The sequence below is a fragment of the Mucilaginibacter sp. McL0603 genome, assembly GCF_049992945.1.
Taxonomy (GTDB): domain Bacteria; phylum Bacteroidota; class Bacteroidia; order Sphingobacteriales; family Sphingobacteriaceae; genus Mucilaginibacter.
Genome location: NZ_CP188251.1, coordinates 1,255,201 through 1,272,809, shown reverse-complemented (window position 1 = coordinate 1,272,809; position 17,609 = coordinate 1,255,201). Strand labels below are relative to the sequence as shown.

16 protein-coding genes and 1 pseudogene are annotated in these 17,609 nt (G+C 40.8%); 10 read left to right on the top strand and 7 right to left on the bottom strand.

The annotated features are described in order from the left end of the window. Positions 1–75: 75 nt before the first annotated feature. Positions 76–1,341 carry a hypothetical protein gene (locus ACPPVU_RS05945; RefSeq protein ID WP_426670766.1) on the bottom strand — a complete coding sequence of 422 codons (1,266 nt, stop codon included), beginning with the start codon at positions 1,339–1,341 and terminating at the stop codon, positions 76–78. A gap of 128 nt (positions 1,342–1,469) precedes the next feature. On the opposite strand from ACPPVU_RS05945, the gene ACPPVU_RS05940 reads away from it, so the two are divergent. Next, the gene (locus ACPPVU_RS05940) at positions 1,470–2,165 is read left to right on the top strand and encodes a VIT1/CCC1 transporter family protein (protein ID WP_426670765.1); all 696 of its coding nucleotides are present in this window, start codon (positions 1,470–1,472) and stop codon (positions 2,163–2,165) included. Positions 2,166–2,257: 92 nt separating this feature from the next. On the opposite strand, the gene ACPPVU_RS05935 is transcribed toward ACPPVU_RS05940, so the two are convergent. After that, positions 2,258–2,779: an NADPH-dependent FMN reductase gene (locus tag ACPPVU_RS05935; protein ID WP_426670764.1), complete on the bottom strand. Its 522-nt coding sequence runs from the start codon at positions 2,777–2,779 to the stop codon at positions 2,258–2,260. A 274-nt stretch (positions 2,780–3,053) separates the two neighbouring features. On the opposite strand from ACPPVU_RS05935, the gene ACPPVU_RS05930 reads away from it, so the two are divergent. The 8 genes and pseudogenes from ACPPVU_RS05930 (at position 3,054) to ACPPVU_RS05895 (ending at position 10,084) form a co-directional block, all read left to right on the top strand. Further along, positions 3,054–3,857, top strand: coding sequence for a ParA family protein (locus ACPPVU_RS05930; RefSeq protein ID WP_426670763.1), 804 nt, complete (start codon positions 3,054–3,056; stop codon positions 3,855–3,857). 1 nt (position 3,858) lies between these two features. Beyond that, positions 3,859–4,761 carry a ParB/RepB/Spo0J family partition protein gene (locus ACPPVU_RS05925; protein ID WP_426670762.1) on the top strand — a complete coding sequence of 301 codons (903 nt, stop codon included), beginning with the start codon at positions 3,859–3,861 and terminating at the stop codon, positions 4,759–4,761. Positions 4,762–4,950: 189 nt separating this feature from the next. Continuing rightward, positions 4,951–5,607, top strand: coding sequence for a DUF5683 domain-containing protein (locus ACPPVU_RS05920; RefSeq protein WP_426670761.1), 657 nt, complete (start codon positions 4,951–4,953; stop codon positions 5,605–5,607). Between the two features lie 79 nt (positions 5,608–5,686). After that, complete coding sequence (dapB, locus tag ACPPVU_RS05915) at positions 5,687–6,439, top strand: 4-hydroxy-tetrahydrodipicolinate reductase (RefSeq protein WP_426670760.1); 753 nt, start codon at positions 5,687–5,689, stop codon at positions 6,437–6,439. A gap of 31 nt (positions 6,440–6,470) precedes the next feature. Beyond that, positions 6,471–7,940: a signal peptidase I gene (gene lepB, locus ACPPVU_RS05910; RefSeq protein ID WP_426670759.1), complete on the top strand. Its 1,470-nt coding sequence runs from the start codon at positions 6,471–6,473 to the stop codon at positions 7,938–7,940. A gap of 67 nt (positions 7,941–8,007) precedes the next feature. Next, positions 8,008–9,450 (top strand): signal peptidase I, encoded by a 1,443-nt coding sequence (lepB, locus tag ACPPVU_RS05905; RefSeq protein ID WP_426670758.1) that lies wholly within the window; start codon positions 8,008–8,010, stop codon positions 9,448–9,450. Between the two features lie 89 nt (positions 9,451–9,539). Then, positions 9,540–9,761 carry a DUF433 domain-containing protein gene (locus ACPPVU_RS05900; RefSeq protein ID WP_426670757.1) on the top strand — a complete coding sequence of 74 codons (222 nt, stop codon included), beginning with the start codon at positions 9,540–9,542 and terminating at the stop codon, positions 9,759–9,761. Beyond that, positions 9,758–10,084, top strand: a pseudogene (locus tag ACPPVU_RS05895) (DUF5615 family PIN-like protein). The gene ACPPVU_RS05900 and the pseudogene ACPPVU_RS05895 overlap by 4 nt, the downstream one beginning before the upstream one ends. A 13-nt stretch (positions 10,085–10,097) precedes the next feature. Here the strand turns inward: ACPPVU_RS05895 and ACPPVU_RS05890 are convergent. Both ACPPVU_RS05890 and ACPPVU_RS05885 read right to left on the bottom strand, forming a co-directional pair. Next, positions 10,098–11,171 carry an Ldh family oxidoreductase gene (locus tag ACPPVU_RS05890; RefSeq protein WP_426670756.1) on the bottom strand — a complete coding sequence of 358 codons (1,074 nt, stop codon included), beginning with the start codon at positions 11,169–11,171 and terminating at the stop codon, positions 10,098–10,100. A 56-nt stretch (positions 11,172–11,227) separates the two neighbouring features. Further along, positions 11,228–12,472, bottom strand: a complete 1,245-nt coding sequence (locus ACPPVU_RS05885) for an NHL repeat-containing protein (protein ID WP_426670755.1) — start codon at positions 12,470–12,472, stop codon at positions 11,228–11,230. Between the two features lie 178 nt (positions 12,473–12,650). Here ACPPVU_RS05885 and ACPPVU_RS05880 point away from each other — a divergent pair, with 178 nt between their 5' ends. Next, the gene (locus ACPPVU_RS05880; RefSeq protein WP_426670754.1) at positions 12,651–13,829 is read left to right on the top strand and encodes a P1 family peptidase; all 1,179 of its coding nucleotides are present in this window, start codon (positions 12,651–12,653) and stop codon (positions 13,827–13,829) included. Between the two features lie 95 nt (positions 13,830–13,924). Here the strand turns inward: ACPPVU_RS05880 and ACPPVU_RS05875 are convergent, their stop codons facing one another. From ACPPVU_RS05875 to rimO, 3 genes are all read right to left on the bottom strand, one after another. Then, positions 13,925–14,461, bottom strand: coding sequence for an RBBP9/YdeN family alpha/beta hydrolase (locus ACPPVU_RS05875; RefSeq protein ID WP_426670753.1), 537 nt, complete (start codon positions 14,459–14,461; stop codon positions 13,925–13,927). Further along, complete coding sequence (bshC, locus tag ACPPVU_RS05870) at positions 14,461–16,122, bottom strand: bacillithiol biosynthesis cysteine-adding enzyme BshC (protein ID WP_426670752.1); 1,662 nt, start codon at positions 16,120–16,122, stop codon at positions 14,461–14,463. Before bshC ends, ACPPVU_RS05875 begins: the two co-directional genes overlap by 1 nt. A gap of 73 nt (positions 16,123–16,195) precedes the next feature. Further along, positions 16,196–17,530: a 30S ribosomal protein S12 methylthiotransferase RimO gene (gene rimO, locus ACPPVU_RS05865; protein ID WP_426670751.1), complete on the bottom strand. Its 1,335-nt coding sequence runs from the start codon at positions 17,528–17,530 to the stop codon at positions 16,196–16,198. Positions 17,531–17,609: the final 79 nt, after the last annotated feature.

Sequence of the window (17,609 nt, the reverse complement as noted above, 5' to 3'; positions counted from 1 at the left end):
TCAGATTATTTGCCTCCAAATAAGTAATTAACTCCCCATCGAATATTTTATAGGTTCTTTACTAAAATGATTTGGTTATTTAAAAAAGTAGTTTATCCCAACCTGTTCGCATGTTGAGCTTAATTGATAGTAGCTATTTTTGGTGATATTTACACTGGTTAAATATTGAGCGAAAATTCCCCAATTTTTGGCGAATTGCACCCCCGCTTTAAACATAAATGCATCATCACTAGCAATGAAAAGATAAGGTTCGTTGGTTTCTATGTCAGCTGCCGAATTAGGCTGACTTTGAGATCCCAAATATGGTTTTGAATACTTGAAATAATTTATCGAGACACCTAAACCTCCATATACTTTTAAATTATCCCCATTGTAAAAATTATATATCACCTGAGGCGCAATACTAAATGCCGTCTCATTAAAAGATGCCTTGAATGGAATGTATGGTGAAACCTGAAGCTTATATAATGAATTAAATTGACCTTGAGCAACACCTACCTCCACACGAAATTGTAAACGGCGGGTGTTTGGGTTTGCAAAAATATTGATGCCAAAAGACGCAGCTGGGAGATATGAGGTATTTGACCGGCCACCGGCGTTATAAAAGGAGCTACCTGTTACGGTTGAAAAATTTGTAATATTTACAGCTGCACTTAAAAATAAATTAAATGCAGGTGCATTTCCCCCCAATTTTTTCTTATCTGCTTTAGAGATATGATTTATTTTACTTACGATATCAAGCATCCCATCCTTGTTATAGCCTGCATGTTCAATGTCCCACTGAAGGCCACTGTCCAGCACCTGGTATTTGTTGGCGAGCGCAAATAATTGTTTCATGTAAGTATTTTCAGGATGAATCATTGTTCCGTATACGTGATATACTCTGTATATCAACTCAGTAGGACTATAATCCGGGCCCTCTCCTATATAAAACCGTGCTTTCAGATTATCTATGTAAGCATATAATGCCAGGTTATTGCCTTTTTGTAATACTCTGAAAAAAACTGTCTCCTGTCGAAAGTTGGTATCTAAGCTGGCCGATAAATGATCTTTATCTGTTGCGTCCATACTGATTGGGCCAGCGTAGCAACGATAAGTTTCCATTCCATTAATGTCAAAAAAACTAACGTCTTCAGGAGTAAGTGTGCGGGGCTTAGTATCAGCAATAGCTGTTTTAAAATTGATCGAAGTAGGGTTTGTGTTCCATTCCCGATAATCGATAAATCCACGCAGTGTATCCCCTTTTAAAGTAACAACATATCCAGGTTTATAGTTACTTTGGGCAAATGTGATTAGTGGCAGGAAGGAAAGCACTAATAGCGCTTTGTAAAAAGATTTCATGTAGTAAGGTTTAAGTTGAATTGGGTGTGAATATATTGCTTTTTTTTGATCTGCAAAAGCCTAATTCAGACTAATCACAAATAACATTTTGATAATCGAACTGAAAATTATACCTGTACTTTTATGGCATGCACCATGAACATCATTTAAAAAGCTCGGATACCATACGCGATATTGTTATCGGTATGTCCGACGGACTGACTGTCCCCTTCGCGTTGGCTGCAGGGCTAAGCGGCGCCATCACATCATCAAATATTGTGGTAACGGCAGGTATCGCCGAGATTGTTGCAGGTTCAATAGCAATGGGGCTGGGTGGCTTTTTAGCAGGGAAAACGGAGTCTGACCACTACGCATCTGAACTGAAACGGGAATATGACGAGGTAGAAAGGGTTCCCGAAGAGGAGAAATTCGAAGTAAAAGAAGTATTTGCCGGCTTCGGTTTATCCAAACAACTGCAAAATGAAATAGCCGAAGAAATGGCAAAAGATAAGGACAAGTGGGTTGATTTTATGATGCGTTATGAACTTGGCCTCGAAAAACCGGAAGCTAACAGAGCATCGCAAAGTGCGATCACAATTGGTCTGTCATACATCATAGGGGGTATTATTCCCCTATCACCCTACTTTTTTATAAAGGATTCGCAACAGGCACTGTATTATTCCTGTGCCATTACTTCGGTATGCCTGTTTGTATTCGGTTACTTTAAAAGCAAGGTCACAGGTCAACCAGCCTTTACAGGAGCATTAAAAGTTTTGATCATAGGAGCATTAGCTGCCGCTGCGGCATTCGGTATGGCGAAGCTGATTAATGGGGGTAAGTTGTAAAAAAGTTAAAGATGTTGTAAGAGTTGCAGAAGTTATATTATTTACCTTCTGCAACCTGTATAACAATTACAACCTCTCTAACTACTGTGTAATCAAAACCTAATAAACTTATCTATCTGCTCATTGGTAAACTTCAGGGTATCCTCCTTAAAAAGTTGTCCGTTCTCATCCAATTCTTTATGTACGGATGGGATGTGGATCTTTAATGGCATTACATGTAAATGGATATAATTGCATATCCCTGTAAAATGATCTATTCCCCTTATGTTGCCATACCTGCCTGATGACACGCCTACCAATGCAGCTTTCTTCTCATAAAAGCTTTCTGGAAAAGAGCAGGCATCGATAAATACTTTCAGCACGCCAGGAAAACTGCCATTATATTCGGGTATTACAAAAAGGAATTTTTGTGTTTTGGTGATGATATCCTGTATAGGTTCAAATTCAGCGCTTCTATTTCCGTACAGATCTGTTTGTATCAGATTGGGAGGTAATTCTGAGAGTGAGAGCAGTCCTGCCTCAACCCCCTTTTCGCGTAGCTTATCCTGGTAATATTGTGCCAGCTTTAGAGTTGAACTTCCGGGGCGATTGGTTGATGATATGATGGTGATCATTATGTTATTTAGTGTTGAAATATTAAAATGTTGAAATCAAATACGCGATTTTATTGAATTAATAACCTGAGCTGCAAATTGCTCAATAATTCAATTAATCTATGATTCAACAATTGCTTTTGTTTGTAAGTTACGCTAAGCTGTGGATTTCTGAATTGTTTTAATCTGTATCTTTAGCCCGGTAAAATACCTTTGCGAAAATAGAAAATTTCTTCTTCCATTTTCCGTTGGTATTAGAAACCTATACCTGTAAACAAAAATTGGAACAAACAGAATGAGTAAAATTATTGCTTTAGCCAACCAGAAAGGCGGCGTAGGAAAAACTACATCATCTATAAATCTTGCTGCAAGTTTAGCAGTTCTGGAATACAAAACATTATTGGTTGATGCCGACCCGCAGGCCAACTCAACTTCAGGCATAGGCTTTGATCCCCGTACAATAAAGAACAGCATCTACGAATGTATCATTAATGATATCGATCCGCATGAAGCTATTCAAAAAACGGACACCCCTAACCTTGATCTGTTACCGGCCCATATTGACCTGGTAGGTGCCGAAATAGAAATGATCAACCTGGTTGATCGTGAGTATAAAATGAAAGGTGTACTTAATAGCCTGCGCGATGAGTATGATTACATTATTATTGACTGCTCGCCATCTTTAGGGCTTATCACCATCAACGCACTATCCGCGGCTGATTCGGTAATCATCCCGGTGCAGTGTGAATATTTTGCACTTGAGGGGTTAGGAAAGCTTTTAAACACCATTAAGATCGTCCAGACCCGCTTAAATACAACCCTTGAGATAGAAGGCATACTATTAACTATGTATGATGTAAGGCTGCGTCTGTCAAACCAGGTAGTTGAAGAGGTGAAGACCCACTTTGAGGATATGGTTTTTGATACAATTATTCAGCGCAATACCCGTTTAAGCGAAGCACCAAGCTTTGGCATGTCGGTTATAATGCATGATGCTACAAGTAAAGGCGCTATTAATTACTTAAATTTGGCACGCGAGATTGTGCGTAAGAACGGAATGTTAACAAAAGAAACTATAGCGACAACAGAAGTAATATAAAATGAGTGCAGAGAAGAGAAATGCGTTGGGTAAAGGATTGAGTGCCCTTTTAAATGATTCTGTAAACGTAAATCCAAATAAAAATGAAATAGGTACCAGCCCTGAAGTAAATTCAATGGGCTCGGTTAATGAGATCAAAATTTCTGAAATTGAAGTAAACCCCTTTCAGCCACGTACAGATTTTGACCAGGAAGCCCTGACAGAACTGTCCGATTCTATCAAGCTGCAAGGACTTATCCAGCCCATTACTTTAAGGCGTGTAAATGCGCATAAGTACCAGTTGATATCAGGCGAACGTCGCTTGCGTGCATCAAAACTGGCAGGATTAACACAAATACCCGCATACGTACGTACAGCCGATGACCAGCAAATGCTGGAGATGGCGCTGATTGAAAATATCCAGCGTGAAAATCTGAATGCCATAGAAGTTGCCTTAAGCTTTCAGCGGATGATAGATGAGTGCAACCTGAAACAGGAAGAACTGGGAGAAAGGGTAAGCAAGAATCGCTCGACAGTAACCAATTACCTGCGTTTATTAAAATTACCACCCACCATACAAGCTTCTATACGCGACGGGCAGATCAGCATGGGGCATGCAAAAGCCCTGATAACTGTTGATGACTCTACAAAACAGCTATACATCCATCAGCAAATTGCTCAGCATGGATTATCAGTTCGTAAAGTAGAGGAACTGGTGCGCGATCTGCAAAGGGCGCCGGTGAAGAAAGAAGGTAAACAACCTGAGCCGCTATCATTCCAGATACAAAAGATACAGGATGACCTGGCATCGAAATTCAGCACACGAGTTAAACTTAAAGTAAGCAATCAGGGTAAAGGCACCATTGAGATCCCCTTTTTATCAGAGGAAGATCTTAGCCGCATTCTTGAAATGTTGGATTGGTAAAAAGTACCATCCACTTCTGTAATATCGACATAATTTATCCATAAAGTTATTCCGGGTTTTTGCAAGTACATCTTATTATTGAGCAAACAATAACATCTTACTATGTCTTCAACCTTAAAAATTATTTTTAGTTATAAATAAAATAGCTACTTATGTATAATAACATCGATCATATTAAGTTAGGTTACAATGTATAAATGTTTGCTTCTTGTTTGTTTTATAATTGGATTTAGTTTTATTGCCAGGGCGCAAAATCCAGATACAATTGCCGTAAAAAGTAAAACAGACAGCCTTAACCGGGCAAAGGATTCTGTTACCTCAAAACGTTACTATCCTAAAATCACCAAAGAAAAAACCTATCATCCGGATACGCTGCACAGTCCGCATAAGGCAGTTATGCGCTCGCTTATGATCCCCGGCTGGGGGCAGGTATACAATCATCGCTGGTGGAAAGTTCCTATCATATATGTAGGTATGGGATTGTTGGTAGATGGTATTATTTTTAACCAAAATTACTATTCCAGCATTTTAACAGAGGCAAAATTGCGTGAAAAGGGCATAACGGAAGGTCGAAATCCTAATTACGTAGGTATATCTGATTCGGATATATATTCCGCACTGGACAGTTACCGCCGCGACCGCGACCTATGTATATTAGGTTTGGTAGGTGCATGGGGTATACAAATGATAGATGCCTACATCGATGCAAAATTTATCAGAAGTTATACGATGGATAATAATTTGTCCATTAAAATAAGTCCCAGTGTAATGGGGCAGTCGCTTTATGCATTTAACGGGGTAGGTTCCGTTATTCCGGCTATAAAAATTACCTTTACAGTTAGATAAAGCTATAAGCTGCTATTTGGCAGACTTGAAAAAATAAAAATTACCTTTACACTCATATCATATTGAGGAATTACAGATAATGAACATTGCATTATTAGGCTACGGAAAAATGGGCAAGATCATCGAAAAGATCGCCACAGACCGTAAACATACCATCGTACTAAAAATCGATTATAATAATCTGCACGAGCTCACCACTGAGAACCTAAGAAAAGCAGATGCCATCATTGAGTTTACAACACCGGGATCAGTTTTAAGTAACATACAACATTGCTTTGATGCAGATGTACCGATTGTAATAGGCACTACAGGCTGGTATGAGCACCTGGATGAAGTAAAGAAGAATTGCAAAAAAGGCAATCATACTTTATTATATGCTTCTAATTTCAGCGTAGGCGTTAATATCTTTTTCCATATCAACCGCAAGCTGGCTAAGCTGATGAATAATTACCCTTATTACGATGTACAGGTAGAAGAAATACACCATACGCAAAAACTGGATTCGCCAAGCGGAACAGCCATTACTATTGCCGAAGGTGTAATTGAAAATCTCGATAGCAAAAAGGAGTGGGTGAATGTATTGACAACAGAGGGCAATGATGCCGATGACAGCAGTATTAAAAACGACCAGGTGCTGATAGAATCCTTCCGTATTGATAGCGTGCCGGGAACCCACACTGTGATCTATGATTCAGAAGTGGACAGTATAGAGTTTAAGCATACCGCACATAATCGCAATGGCTTTGCATTGGGAGCTGTGCTTGCCGCAGAGTGGGTACATGGTAAAAAAGGATTTTTCTCTGTCGAGCAAATGTTTGATTTTGATATTTAAAACATAGATTTTCATTTAAAACATCAGCATAGTGAACATAGTTGAATTTGTAATTGCCCTGATCATACTTATCATACTGCCGTGTATCGGACTTTGGAAATTGTTTGAAAAAGCTAGTCAGCCAGGCTGGAAATCGCTAATACCCCTCTACAACTTATATGTAATGCTAAGATTAAGTGGACGGCCAAATTGGTGGGCAATACTTCTTCTTCTACCAGGCATTAACTTTTTAGTAGCTATTGGTATTAACATAGATTTTATAAAATCATATGGTAAATTCTCATTGCGTGAACAGGCGGCTTTTATATTACTTTCATTTATTTATATACCAAAATGGGGTTTTGATAAAGAAACAAAATATTTAGGGCCATCAGCAAGTTTAGATTTTAAAGAGAAATACAAAAAATCGTTAAAGAAATCCTCCAGCCGCGAATGGACAGAGGCGATAATCTTCGCTGTTTTGGCTGCTACATTAATACGCACATTCTTCATCGAGGCTTATACCATCCCAACCCCATCAATGGAACGCTCATTGTTAGTAGGCGATTTCCTGTTTGTGAGCAAAGTAAATTACGGCGCCCGGCTACCTGAAACGCCAATAGCGTTTCCGTTTGCACATCATACAATGCCATTGATCAATACAAAAGCTTACTGGGATGGCCTTGAATTACCTTATTACCGTTTGCCAGGATTAAGCGACGTTAAAAAAGGCGATGTAGTGGTTTTTAACTATCCTATGGATGCAGATTCGCCGCTTAACCGTCCGGTTGATAAACGCGAAAATTACATTAAGCGTTGCCAGGGTGCGCCCGGTGATACTTTGAGTGTGGTTGATGCACAGGTATATGTGAATGGTAAAGCTGCCCCCAATCCACCGGGAGAGCAAATTGATTATAGTTATACCACAACGGGTATGGAGCTTAATCCGCAAATTAAAGAAGATCTGAAAATATCTGATTATGGCAATGTGAACTATTCAACCATGACCAAAGAATCAGCTAATACTTTAAAGGGGTATTCTAATATCAAATCCATCAGTCCAAATATTAGTCCCAAAGGAGTATCTGATCCTAATAATGCTGTTTTCCCTAATAAATATCCTATTGGTGTACTGCAAGACAGAAAGCTGCCAGACTATAAATGGAACGTAGACAATTTTGGCCCTATCATCATCCCTAAAAAAGGATGGACCGTTAAATTAGATGGCATGACTTTCCCTTTGTATGAGCGTTGCATTGAGGTTTATGAAAACAATAAGGTAGAAATCTCCGGAAATGATATCCTGATCAATGGCAAAAAAACAGACACCTATACCTTTAAAATGAATTATTACTGGATGATGGGTGATAATCGCCATGACTCTGAAGACTCCCGCTTTTGGGGCTTTGTGCCTGAGGACCATATTGTGGGTAAGGCGTTGTTTATCTGGATGAGTATGGATGAGAACGGTTCATTCCTGAACAAGATCAGGTGGAGCAGGCTATTCAGGGGGGTGAATTGATGTGCAGATATGAGGATATGCAAATGTGCAGATGAAAAAATGCTTAATTATCTAAACTTATAAGATTTTGAATATTGTTGAATTTGTAATTGCCTTTATCCTACTCTTTATCCTGCCATATATTGGTTTATGGGGATTGTTTAAAAAGGCAGAGACACCCGGTATACTTGCAATTATTCCATTTTACAATTGGTATTACATGCTCAAACTGAGCGGCCGTCCGGGATGGTGGCTTATTTTCATGTTTATTCCTGGTATTAACTTTTTGGTCGCAATAGGCATTTTAGTTGATTTTCTTAAATCCTACGGCAAATTCACATTTAAACAACTGGCGGCCGGTGTCGTATTAACTTTTATTTATTTGCCAAAATGGGGATTTGATAAAGAGACCAAGTACCTGGGCCCATCAGCAAGTGAGGATTTCAGGGAAGAATATCATGAGTTCTTAAAAAAATCATCCGCCCGCGAATGGAGCGAGGCAATCATTTTTGCGGTAATTGCTGCCACCATGATCCGTACTTTCTTTATTGAGGCCTACGTGATACCCAGCGGGTCAATGGAAAGCACACTTTTAGTTGGTGATTATTTATTTGTGAGCAAAGTAAATTATGGACCGCGTATACCCTCTACGCCCTTATCTTTTCCCTTTGCGCAAAATACGATGCCATTTATCAATACTAAATCGTACTCTGATATTATAAAGTTGCCTTATTTGCGGTTACCGGGGTTAAGCGATGTTAAAAGGGGCGATGTTGTGGTATTTAATTTCCCGATGCAGGCTGATTCGCCTTTTTACAGGCCGGTTGACAAACAGGATAACTACATAAAACGCTGCCAGGGCATACCCGGTGATACGCTATCGATTGTTAATACTCAAGTGTATGTAAACCGTAAAGCTATGCCTAACCCTCCTGAATCGCAGCCTTCTTATATTGTGCATACTGATGGCAGTCCGCTTAATCAACAGATCATAAATGACCTGCACATTTTTGTGGCCAACCAGATAACTCCAACGGATTATGAAATGTTAATGACGCGGAAGTCAGCGGCAGCACTAAATAGATATTCGAATGTCAAATCGGTAACTGACTATTTTCAGCCAAAAGGCATCTTTAATCCCGAAGAGTTCCCCCATGATCCGCATTTGAGATGGAACGTTGACAACTACGGACCTATCATCATTCCTAAAAAGGGCTGGACAGTAACAATGGATAGTTTAACTTTCCCTGTTTACAGGCGGGTTATACAGGTTTACGAAAACAATAAACTCGAAATTGATGGTAACGACATTGTGATCAACGGCAAAAAAAGCAAAACATACACCTTTAAACAAAACTATTACTGGATGATGGGCGATAATCGCCATAATTCCGAGGATTCACGTTTCTGGGGTTTTGTACCCGAAGATCATATTGTAGGCAAGGCACTATTTGTCTGGATGAGCAGCGACTCAAGTGGCCGTGGCTTTAATTCTATCCGCTGGAACAGGATATTTAAGGGAATACATTAGGATTTCGGAATTGGGATTTTCGATTTCGGAATTATTCAACATCTAACTTATCAAATTCGGATTTGTAACTTTTATAACTATATTGGTATATGAATTATGCTAACTACATAGAAATTAATCCTGAAAAGAGATTCGGCAAACCAATTATTATTGGTACCAGGATATCTGTTTATGACGTGTTAAGTTGGCTTTCGGAAGGGATGTCTGTGAGTGATATCATTTCGGATTTCCCCGAGCTAAATGAAGAACAAATAAAAGCCTGTCTTTCATACGCTGCTGACAAAGAGCATAAATTAAGAGTTGTTTCGTGAAACTTCTTCTTGATCAAAATATCTCTTTTAGGGTAGTTAATCTTTTGACAACGACCTTTGAAAAAGTAGATCACATTAAAACACTTGGACTTACTGACGCATCAGATATAGAAATATGGGATTAGGCTTTCCAAAATGATTATACGATTATCACTCTCGATAGTGACTTTATTGATCTTGCGACATTAAAAGGTACTCCGCCAAAAATCATCTGGTTACGATTTGGTAACTCTTCCAATTTGAAGATTGCTAATAAATTACTTTCAAATGCAGAAGCTATTCAAACTTTGCTGAAAATAATTCCTCTGAAATATCATTTTTAGAGATAGATTAAATTTACAAAGGTTCTATCCTAAACCGCTCTGCCAATTCATTCAAATCTTTCACAACGGCATCTACTAATGGGATACCATTGACTTTCCTATCTTTTTCAGCTTCCGTTTCAGGCTCACCCGGGATGATCACTTTCTGATCTGGATCGATAGTTGCTGATGATTTAAAACGTTCTATCCAATTATCCAGGTGCGATTTAAATTCATCAACCGGGCGGAAACCATCTACACGCATCGCTCCAACAAAATGTCCTATCCCCGACCCTACCGGGTCAGTTGGCGGGTCTAAAAACGCCACAAATGGCGGCACCCACGGCCCGTAATTAGCACCTGATAACACTGCCGAAAGGATATCCACAGTAGCCCCTAATCCAAACCCTTTATGACTGCCATGTTCTGCATCGCTGCCCAGAGGCAACAAAGCCCCACCTGTTTTTAGTGCGTGAGGATCGGTAGTACTATTCCCTTGCTTGTCTTGTATCCATCCTTCAGGAACCTGCTTGCCCAGTCGCTGTGCAATTTCTAGCTTGCCATTAGCCGCTGCCGAAGTAGCCATATCTACAATAACAGGGGGATATTTTCCTGCCGGGAATGCATAGCACATAGGGTTGGTGCCTAATAAGCGTTCGCTGGAATAGGTTGGCGAAACCAACGGACTTGCATTGGTCATGGCAAAACCGATCATATCCTTTTCAACCGCCATCAACGCATGATAACCCGCTATACCAAAATGATTGGAATTACGTACAGATACCCAACCCGAACCATATTGTTCAGCTTTACTGATAGCTACCTGCATTGCAAAAGGGGCAACTATTAAACCCAGGCCAGCATCGCCGTCAACTGTTGCCGTGGTAGGAGTTTCGTGAACTATTTTAATATCAGGAGACGTATTAATGCGTTTCTTTTCCCATAGACGCACGTACCCTTTGAGCCGCGCTACACCATGCGAATCGATGCCTCTTAGATCTGACTTTAACAATACATCCGCTGCAAGCTGCGAGTGTTCGGCACTGCAGCCCATGGCTGTAAAGATATTTTCAGTAAATTTTCGTAAGGAAGACTCCGGGATAAGCATGCGGGCAAATATAACAACCTTATGCTATCAGCCATAAGATCGTTTCATAAATTAGCTTACCGTAATTTACTTTTCAGGGAAAGTTGATTGTTCAGCCTGTGCATACCGATATGGTAAAGGCTATGAATATTGTTACGCCTAACCGAAATAGATGATGGAACAGCACCCGCGACAGTGGTTACTTGTCCCGCAGGAGTTATCTTTCTGATCAGGTTATTATTGGCGTCTGCTACAAACAAATTTCCTATGCCATCAACTGCAATACCAGCCGGATCATTAAAAGACGTTGCCGTACCGGTACCATTTAAGAAACCTGCAGTACCGTTGCCAGCAATAGTAGTTACTGTACCATCTGATGTTACTTTTCGGATCAGGTTATTAAGAGCGTCCGTTACATACAAATTCCCGGAAGCATCTACAGTAAGACTATTAGGAAAATAAAATGATGCCAGTGCCCCTTTTCCATCTGCCATACGTGCAGTATCGCCACCGGCAAGTGTGCTTACTACTCCACCGGACCCTATTTTCCGGATCAGGTTATTTAACAGATCAGCTACATATACATTACCCGATACATCAACAGCAACGCCTGTAGGGTTGTTAAACCTTGCATTACTACCTGTCCCATCGGCGTAGCCCGCATTCAGGTTCCCTGCCAGCGTATTTACAACGCCTGAAGGACTTACTACACGTATCTCATTATTGCCGGCATCAGCCACGTACACATTCCCGGATGCATCTACAGCCACTCCACTCGGACCAGAAAAAAGAGGTTCAGAGGTGACCGTATTACTGGTGTCAACAGCTGCAACGGTACCCGCCAATGTACTTACTGTACCATCGGGCGTTATTTTACGGATCAGGTTATTGCCTGCATCTGCAACGTATACATTCCCCGCATTATCGACTGCAACTCCTGATGGGCCGCTAAAAGACGCTGCTGCACCAGGCCCGTTGTTTGCACCAATAGTTCCATTTCCGGCGAAGGTAGTCACCATGCCTGCAGTTGTGATCTTACGAATAAGGTTATTCCCATAATCGGCAACATATAGGTTTCCGGCAGCGTCTACTGCTACATCATCCGGAGAATAGAAAAGAGCTACGGAAGTTGAGTCAGAATTAGTAGCGCCTATACCTCCTATAGTACCGCCAGTTGTGCTTCCCGGCGGCTTACCATTGGGGTCATATTTGCCGGGAATTGCATTGACATCCGTTTTAGTACAGGAAACAAAAACGCAGGCCGTCAAAAATAGGACGACCATGGCATATATCAGTTGCTTTAACCCAGGTATCAGTTTCAAATGCTTTAAAATGGGATAGGTGTACTTTTACGGCAATCGTAAATTGTATGTTTGCTATACTGGGTAAATATAGGATTTTCTTTTGCCCGGGACAGGCTAACGGGTAAATCTGCAACATTTGCAGATAAGAAACATCCATCCGAAAATTGCTATATTTAAAATATTAATCCTCAATCCTATGTATCGCAATAGCCTCAAAATCATATCTCTTATTGGATTTGTTATACTGACAAACATAGCCAATGCGCAAAAACCACGTGCCCGTGATATTGGTATCCCTTTTACCGGCACACCCGGTAAATACAATGCCATAACCGATGTAGCGGGAGTTGAAGTGGGCTACAGTACTATCATCAGTGGTTCCGGAAAAGATTATATCGGTAAAGGGCCGATAAGAACTGGCGTGACAGCAATTTTCCCAAATGGAAAAGCAAACCATCACCCGGTATTTGCCAACTGGTACAGCCTTAATGGGAATGGCGAAATGACCGGCACCACGTGGATAACTGAATCCGGCTTTTTGGAAACCCCGGTTATGATCACAAATACAAACAGTGTTGGTACAGTGCGGGACGCTGTTTTAAAATGGTTTGTCGACAAGAAATGGTACAACGAAGATTTTTGGTACACCTATCCCGTTGTGGCTGAAACTTACGATGGCTTTTTAAATGACATTTACGGATTTCATGTAAAGGAGAGCAATGCCTATGAAGCTTTGGACTCGGCAAAATCAGGACCATTGAAAGAAGGTAATATAGGCGGTGGTACAGGCATGATGTGTCTTGGATTTAAGGGAGGAACGGGTACAGCATCGAGGATAATCACTATCAATAATAAACAATATACTGTGGGTGTTCTGGTGCAATCTAATTTTGGCCGGAGGGCAAATCTTACTATAGCCGGGGTGCCTGTTGGGCAAGCTTTGTTGGATACCTTAAAAACTATACTTGTTGCTCCGCCGCAATATAAAAAGGACGAAGGACAAGGATCAATCATCGTAGTTGTTGCCACCGATGCACCTTTATTACCACATCAGCTAAAACGCATAGCAGCACGTGTTCCGCTGGGAGTTGGCATTGTAGGCGGGCGGGGCGAGAATAGTTCAGGGGATATATTTATTGCGTTCTCCACAGCGAACCCGGATGCCTTTAACCGCAAGGATAATACACAGGTTGAGATGCTGGCAAATGATCAGATCAATCCGCTATTTCAGGCCACGGTAGAGGCTGTGCAGGAAGCTATTATCAACGCTATGGTTGCAGCCGATACCATGGAAGGCATTAACGGCAATAAAGCCTACGCCCTGCCGCATGATGCAGTGATCAGGCTGTTAAAGAAATATAATGTGGTTAAATAGGTTGATTGCGTTAGATTGAGTTGGAATAAGTTGATTAGGTTTTTATTATTCCAAAAATTAGCTTAATCAACCACTCACTTAATCAACCTAATCAACTAATGGTTATCCAGTTTTTTCAATATCTCAAGTCCCTCATCCCATTTGCCAAAGCCCGAGGATACATTGATATGACCTGCTTCTCCAATATTGACCAGTTCGCTGCCCCATGAATGGGCAAATTGTGTCGCACAATCAAGGGGAACATAATAGTCGTTAGTGCTTGTTACCACGATCGATGGGAAAGGTAAATTGATCAGGGGCATTGGCTTAAATCCTACCGCCCCGGTTGGAAAAGTATCGGCTTCCGGATCAGCAGGGGCAACCAATAAAGCACCCTTTATTTCAGTTTGATATTGACGCGTCCACTCTATTATTGCACCGCATACTGCACTATGACCAACTAATATGATATCTATCGGATCGTATTTCGATACTGCATTTTGGATATTTGCTACCCAATCAGCACGGTCAGGTGTATCCCATTCCTTCTGTTCAATCCGAATGAAACCATATTCTTTTTCCCAAAGAGATTGCCAGTGCTGTGGGCCTGAACCGCCAATACCGGGGAGGGTGAGGATGGTAGACTTAAACATTATTTCTCTGTCAATACTGTAAATTTGAAATCCAGAGGTTCAAAATTTCGGACGAGTTCATCAATGAACTGTTGCCCCCATTTTACATAGAACAATCCGAAGTTTTCGTTGCGCTCCTGTAAGCTTTCCTTTGGGAAAAGCTCGGCTTTGATATGATCGATCTGTTCTAAACGGGTATGGTAATTTTTCTTTTCGGCTTTGATGAGTTTCTTTTCGAGGCTATTGATTGCATGTTCCAACCTGGCCTGAACTGCATCGGTTGATTGAGCCAATGTAGGGTCGATCTTAAATGATCGCAGTTTTACTTTTTCAAAAATTTGCTGCAACTCGCGCCATTCGTTGCGCAGGGATAATTCGTGATCGCTATGCTTTTTGATCCAGGCGGTTTTAATGGCATTGGTACTTTTAAAAAGTTCACACGGTGCCAGTTCCATCCTGGCTATTTTTGAGGCCGATTGTTTTGGAATGATAAGGCCTGAATTACGCAGAATAAGTATCGGGAAATCAACCTTATAATGTTCGAAGTTAGATTTCAGCTCGAGCCAGTAAACAACTTCGGCCCCTCCGCCTACGTAAGCAATATTTGGTAAAATATATTCCTGGTAAAGCGGGCGCATCACTACGTTCGGGCTAAAGCGTTCCGGATAGGTATGGATTTCCTGTTGTAATTGCTCTTTTGAAAAACTGATCTCAGTATTTAAAACTTTGTAAGCGTCGTCTTCAAAAACAATCCGCTCGCGCAAGCCGTCGCTTAAATAGAAAAAATTAATCTCGCGTGGGTTAACCTGGATGTGTACATGCAGGTTTTCTAACTCTTTGTTGGTCGCCTCTATATTTTTGAAACTGTTCTGCTCGATAATATCCTGTTCAATAATTGGTGCGAACTGCTTTTTCAATTCATGGTCATCCGCATCAATAATCACTAAACCATACTGACCGAATAAGGCATTCACCAAGTAGCGCGTCGCATCAGCAAGGTGGTCAAATTTAGTATAGGCTGTTTCTACGATCTCAGCCAGTTCATTCGCATGATGATCCAAACCTAACACGCCTTTGTATTGGTTAAGCGCCTGGCGCATGGTATCAGGATTGATTCTCCCGGTAGCACCGGAAGCCTCGTACCACCAATGTACCTTTTTACCGCCTATGTTGGTATAATTGATCTCGGCAAAATCATGATCTTCCGAAGCCATCCAGTAGACCGGGACAAAATTCCTATCAGGAAAAGTTTCCTTCAGTTGCATCGCCAGCTTAATAGCTGTGACGATCTTGTAGATAAAATAGAGCGGACCAGCAAAGATATTTAGTTGATGACCGGTGGTGATGGTATAAGTATCAGCCGATTTAAGTAAAGCAATATTATCATGAACCAATTTCGAATCCTGAATATTCAATGTCGAAATCTGTTCATATTGTTTAGTCAGAACTTTTGCGAGCAAGTCCCTGTCGCCTATTACTTTTTTATTTTGAAGCAGTGCTTTGAAACCGTCCAGATCAGGGCGATAGCTATAATATGGCCTTAATTCAGGCTTATCTTCCAGGTAACCAGTAACCGTGTGCGAGAAAAAACCGGTTTCTTTATAGTCTATACAGGCGGCGTCCATTAGTTTTATTTCGGATAGCGAATGTTCAATTTCGGATTTAGTTAATCCACCGATCATCTCAAAATTGTTTTATTTACCCCGAAATTAGATTTTATAATCTTAAAACAACAATAGCCCTGCTAAAATCCTGTTATTTTACAATTTGTCCATAAAGATCAAAATCTTCCGCACTGTCTATCTTCACATTAACAAAGCTACCAACGGTTGCGTAGTGCTTGCTGGCATCAATTAAAACCTCGTTATCTACTTCGGGCGAATCAAATTCAGTACGGCCAACAAAATAATTACCGTCTTTTTTATCGATCAACACCTTATAAGTCTGACCAATTTTCTCCTGGTTCTTTTCAAACGAAATACCTTGCTGTATTTCCATGATGGCATCCGCGCGCTTCTGCTTTATTTCATCAGGCACGTCATCAACCAAAGAATGGGCATGAGTTTTTTCTTCGTGTGAGTAAGTGAAACAACCTAAGCGATCAAAACGTGTTTCCTCTACCCATTGCTGCATCTCTTCAAAATCCTGTTCTGTTTCGCCGGGGTAGCCAGTGATCAGGGTGGTACGCATGGCGATACCCGGAACTTTATCACGGATCTCGTTCACCAGATCGATCGTTTTCTGTTTGGTGGTACCACGACGCATAGACTTCAGCATATTATCAGTGATATGCTGTAAAGGCATATCCATATACTTACAGATGTTATCCCGCTCATTCATCACATCCAATATTTCCATCGGGAAACCGGATGGATAAGCATATTGCAGGCGAATCCATTCAACACCGTTTACATCAGAAAGACGGCGAAGCAGTTCGTCCAAATTACGTTTGCCGTACAGATCCAAACCGTAATAAGTCAGGTCCTGCGCAATTAATATCAGTTCTTTTGTTCCGTTCTTAACCAGATGCTGTGCTTCCTTAACCAGATCCTCTATCGGTTTGGTTACGTGTTTGCCACGCATTAAAGGTATCGCACAAAATGAGCACGGACGGTTACAGCCTTCGGCGATTTTGAAGTAAGCAAAATGCGAAGGTGTGGTTAACATGCGTTCGCCTATTAGTTCGTGGCGGTAATTTGCACCTAAAGTACTTAACAGATTTTGCAAATCGTTAGTGCCAAAATAAGCATCAACATTGGTAATTTCAGCTTCAAGTTCGGGCTTATAACGTTCAGATAAGCACCCGGTAACGATCACTTTGCCTACTTTTCCCTGTTCCTTTAGCTCACTGTATTGCAATATGGTATCTATCGATTCCTGTTTGGCATTGTCAATAAACCCACAGGTATTGATTATGATGATATCATCATTACGTACCTGATCAGATTCATGCACCACATCAAAAAGGTTGCCTTTAAGCTGGCCCATTAATACTTCAGAATCGTAAGTATTTTTAGAACAACCTAAGGTGACTACGTTTACACGCGGCTTAGCTACTACTGTTGGCTTGTTTATTGATTTTGTCCTCATTACCTCTTATCTCACTTATTATTGCCGCTCTGTACAGTTCGCGATTGCTTCGTTCCTCGCAATGACAATTCTTTTATTA

Bases quoted from the DNA above. Each gene is read 5' to 3' on its own strand.
- ACPPVU_RS05880 (WP_426670754.1), top strand. From the start codon at position 12,651: ATGTATCGCAATAGCCTCAAAATCATATCTCTTATTGGATTTGTTATA.
- ACPPVU_RS05945 (WP_426670766.1), bottom strand. From the start codon at position 1,341: ATGAAATCTTTTTACAAAGCGCTATTAGTGCTTTCCTTCCTGCCACTA.
- ACPPVU_RS05940 (WP_426670765.1), top strand. From the start codon at position 1,470: ATGCACCATGAACATCATTTAAAAAGCTCGGATACCATACGCGATATT.
- ACPPVU_RS05925 (WP_426670762.1), top strand. From the start codon at position 3,859: ATGAGTGCAGAGAAGAGAAATGCGTTGGGTAAAGGATTGAGTGCCCTT.
- ACPPVU_RS05920 (WP_426670761.1), top strand. From the start codon at position 4,951: ATGTATAAATGTTTGCTTCTTGTTTGTTTTATAATTGGATTTAGTTTT.
- bshC (WP_426670752.1), bottom strand. From the start codon at position 16,122: ATGATCGGTGGATTAACTAAATCCGAAATTGAACATTCGCTATCCGAA.
- ACPPVU_RS05900 (WP_426670757.1), top strand. From the start codon at position 9,540: ATGAATTATGCTAACTACATAGAAATTAATCCTGAAAAGAGATTCGGC.
- ACPPVU_RS05930 (WP_426670763.1), top strand. From the start codon at position 3,054: ATGAGTAAAATTATTGCTTTAGCCAACCAGAAAGGCGGCGTAGGAAAA.
- ACPPVU_RS05890 (WP_426670756.1), bottom strand. From the start codon at position 11,171: ATGCTTATCCCGGAGTCTTCCTTACGAAAATTTACTGAAAATATCTTT.
- rimO (WP_426670751.1), bottom strand. From the start codon at position 17,530: ATGAGGACAAAATCAATAAACAAGCCAACAGTAGTAGCTAAGCCGCGT.
- ACPPVU_RS05875 (WP_426670753.1), bottom strand. From the start codon at position 14,461: ATGTTTAAGTCTACCATCCTCACCCTCCCCGGTATTGGCGGTTCAGGC.
- dapB (WP_426670760.1), top strand. From the start codon at position 5,687: ATGAACATTGCATTATTAGGCTACGGAAAAATGGGCAAGATCATCGAA.
- ACPPVU_RS05935 (WP_426670764.1), bottom strand. From the start codon at position 2,779: ATGATCACCATCATATCATCAACCAATCGCCCCGGAAGTTCAACTCTA.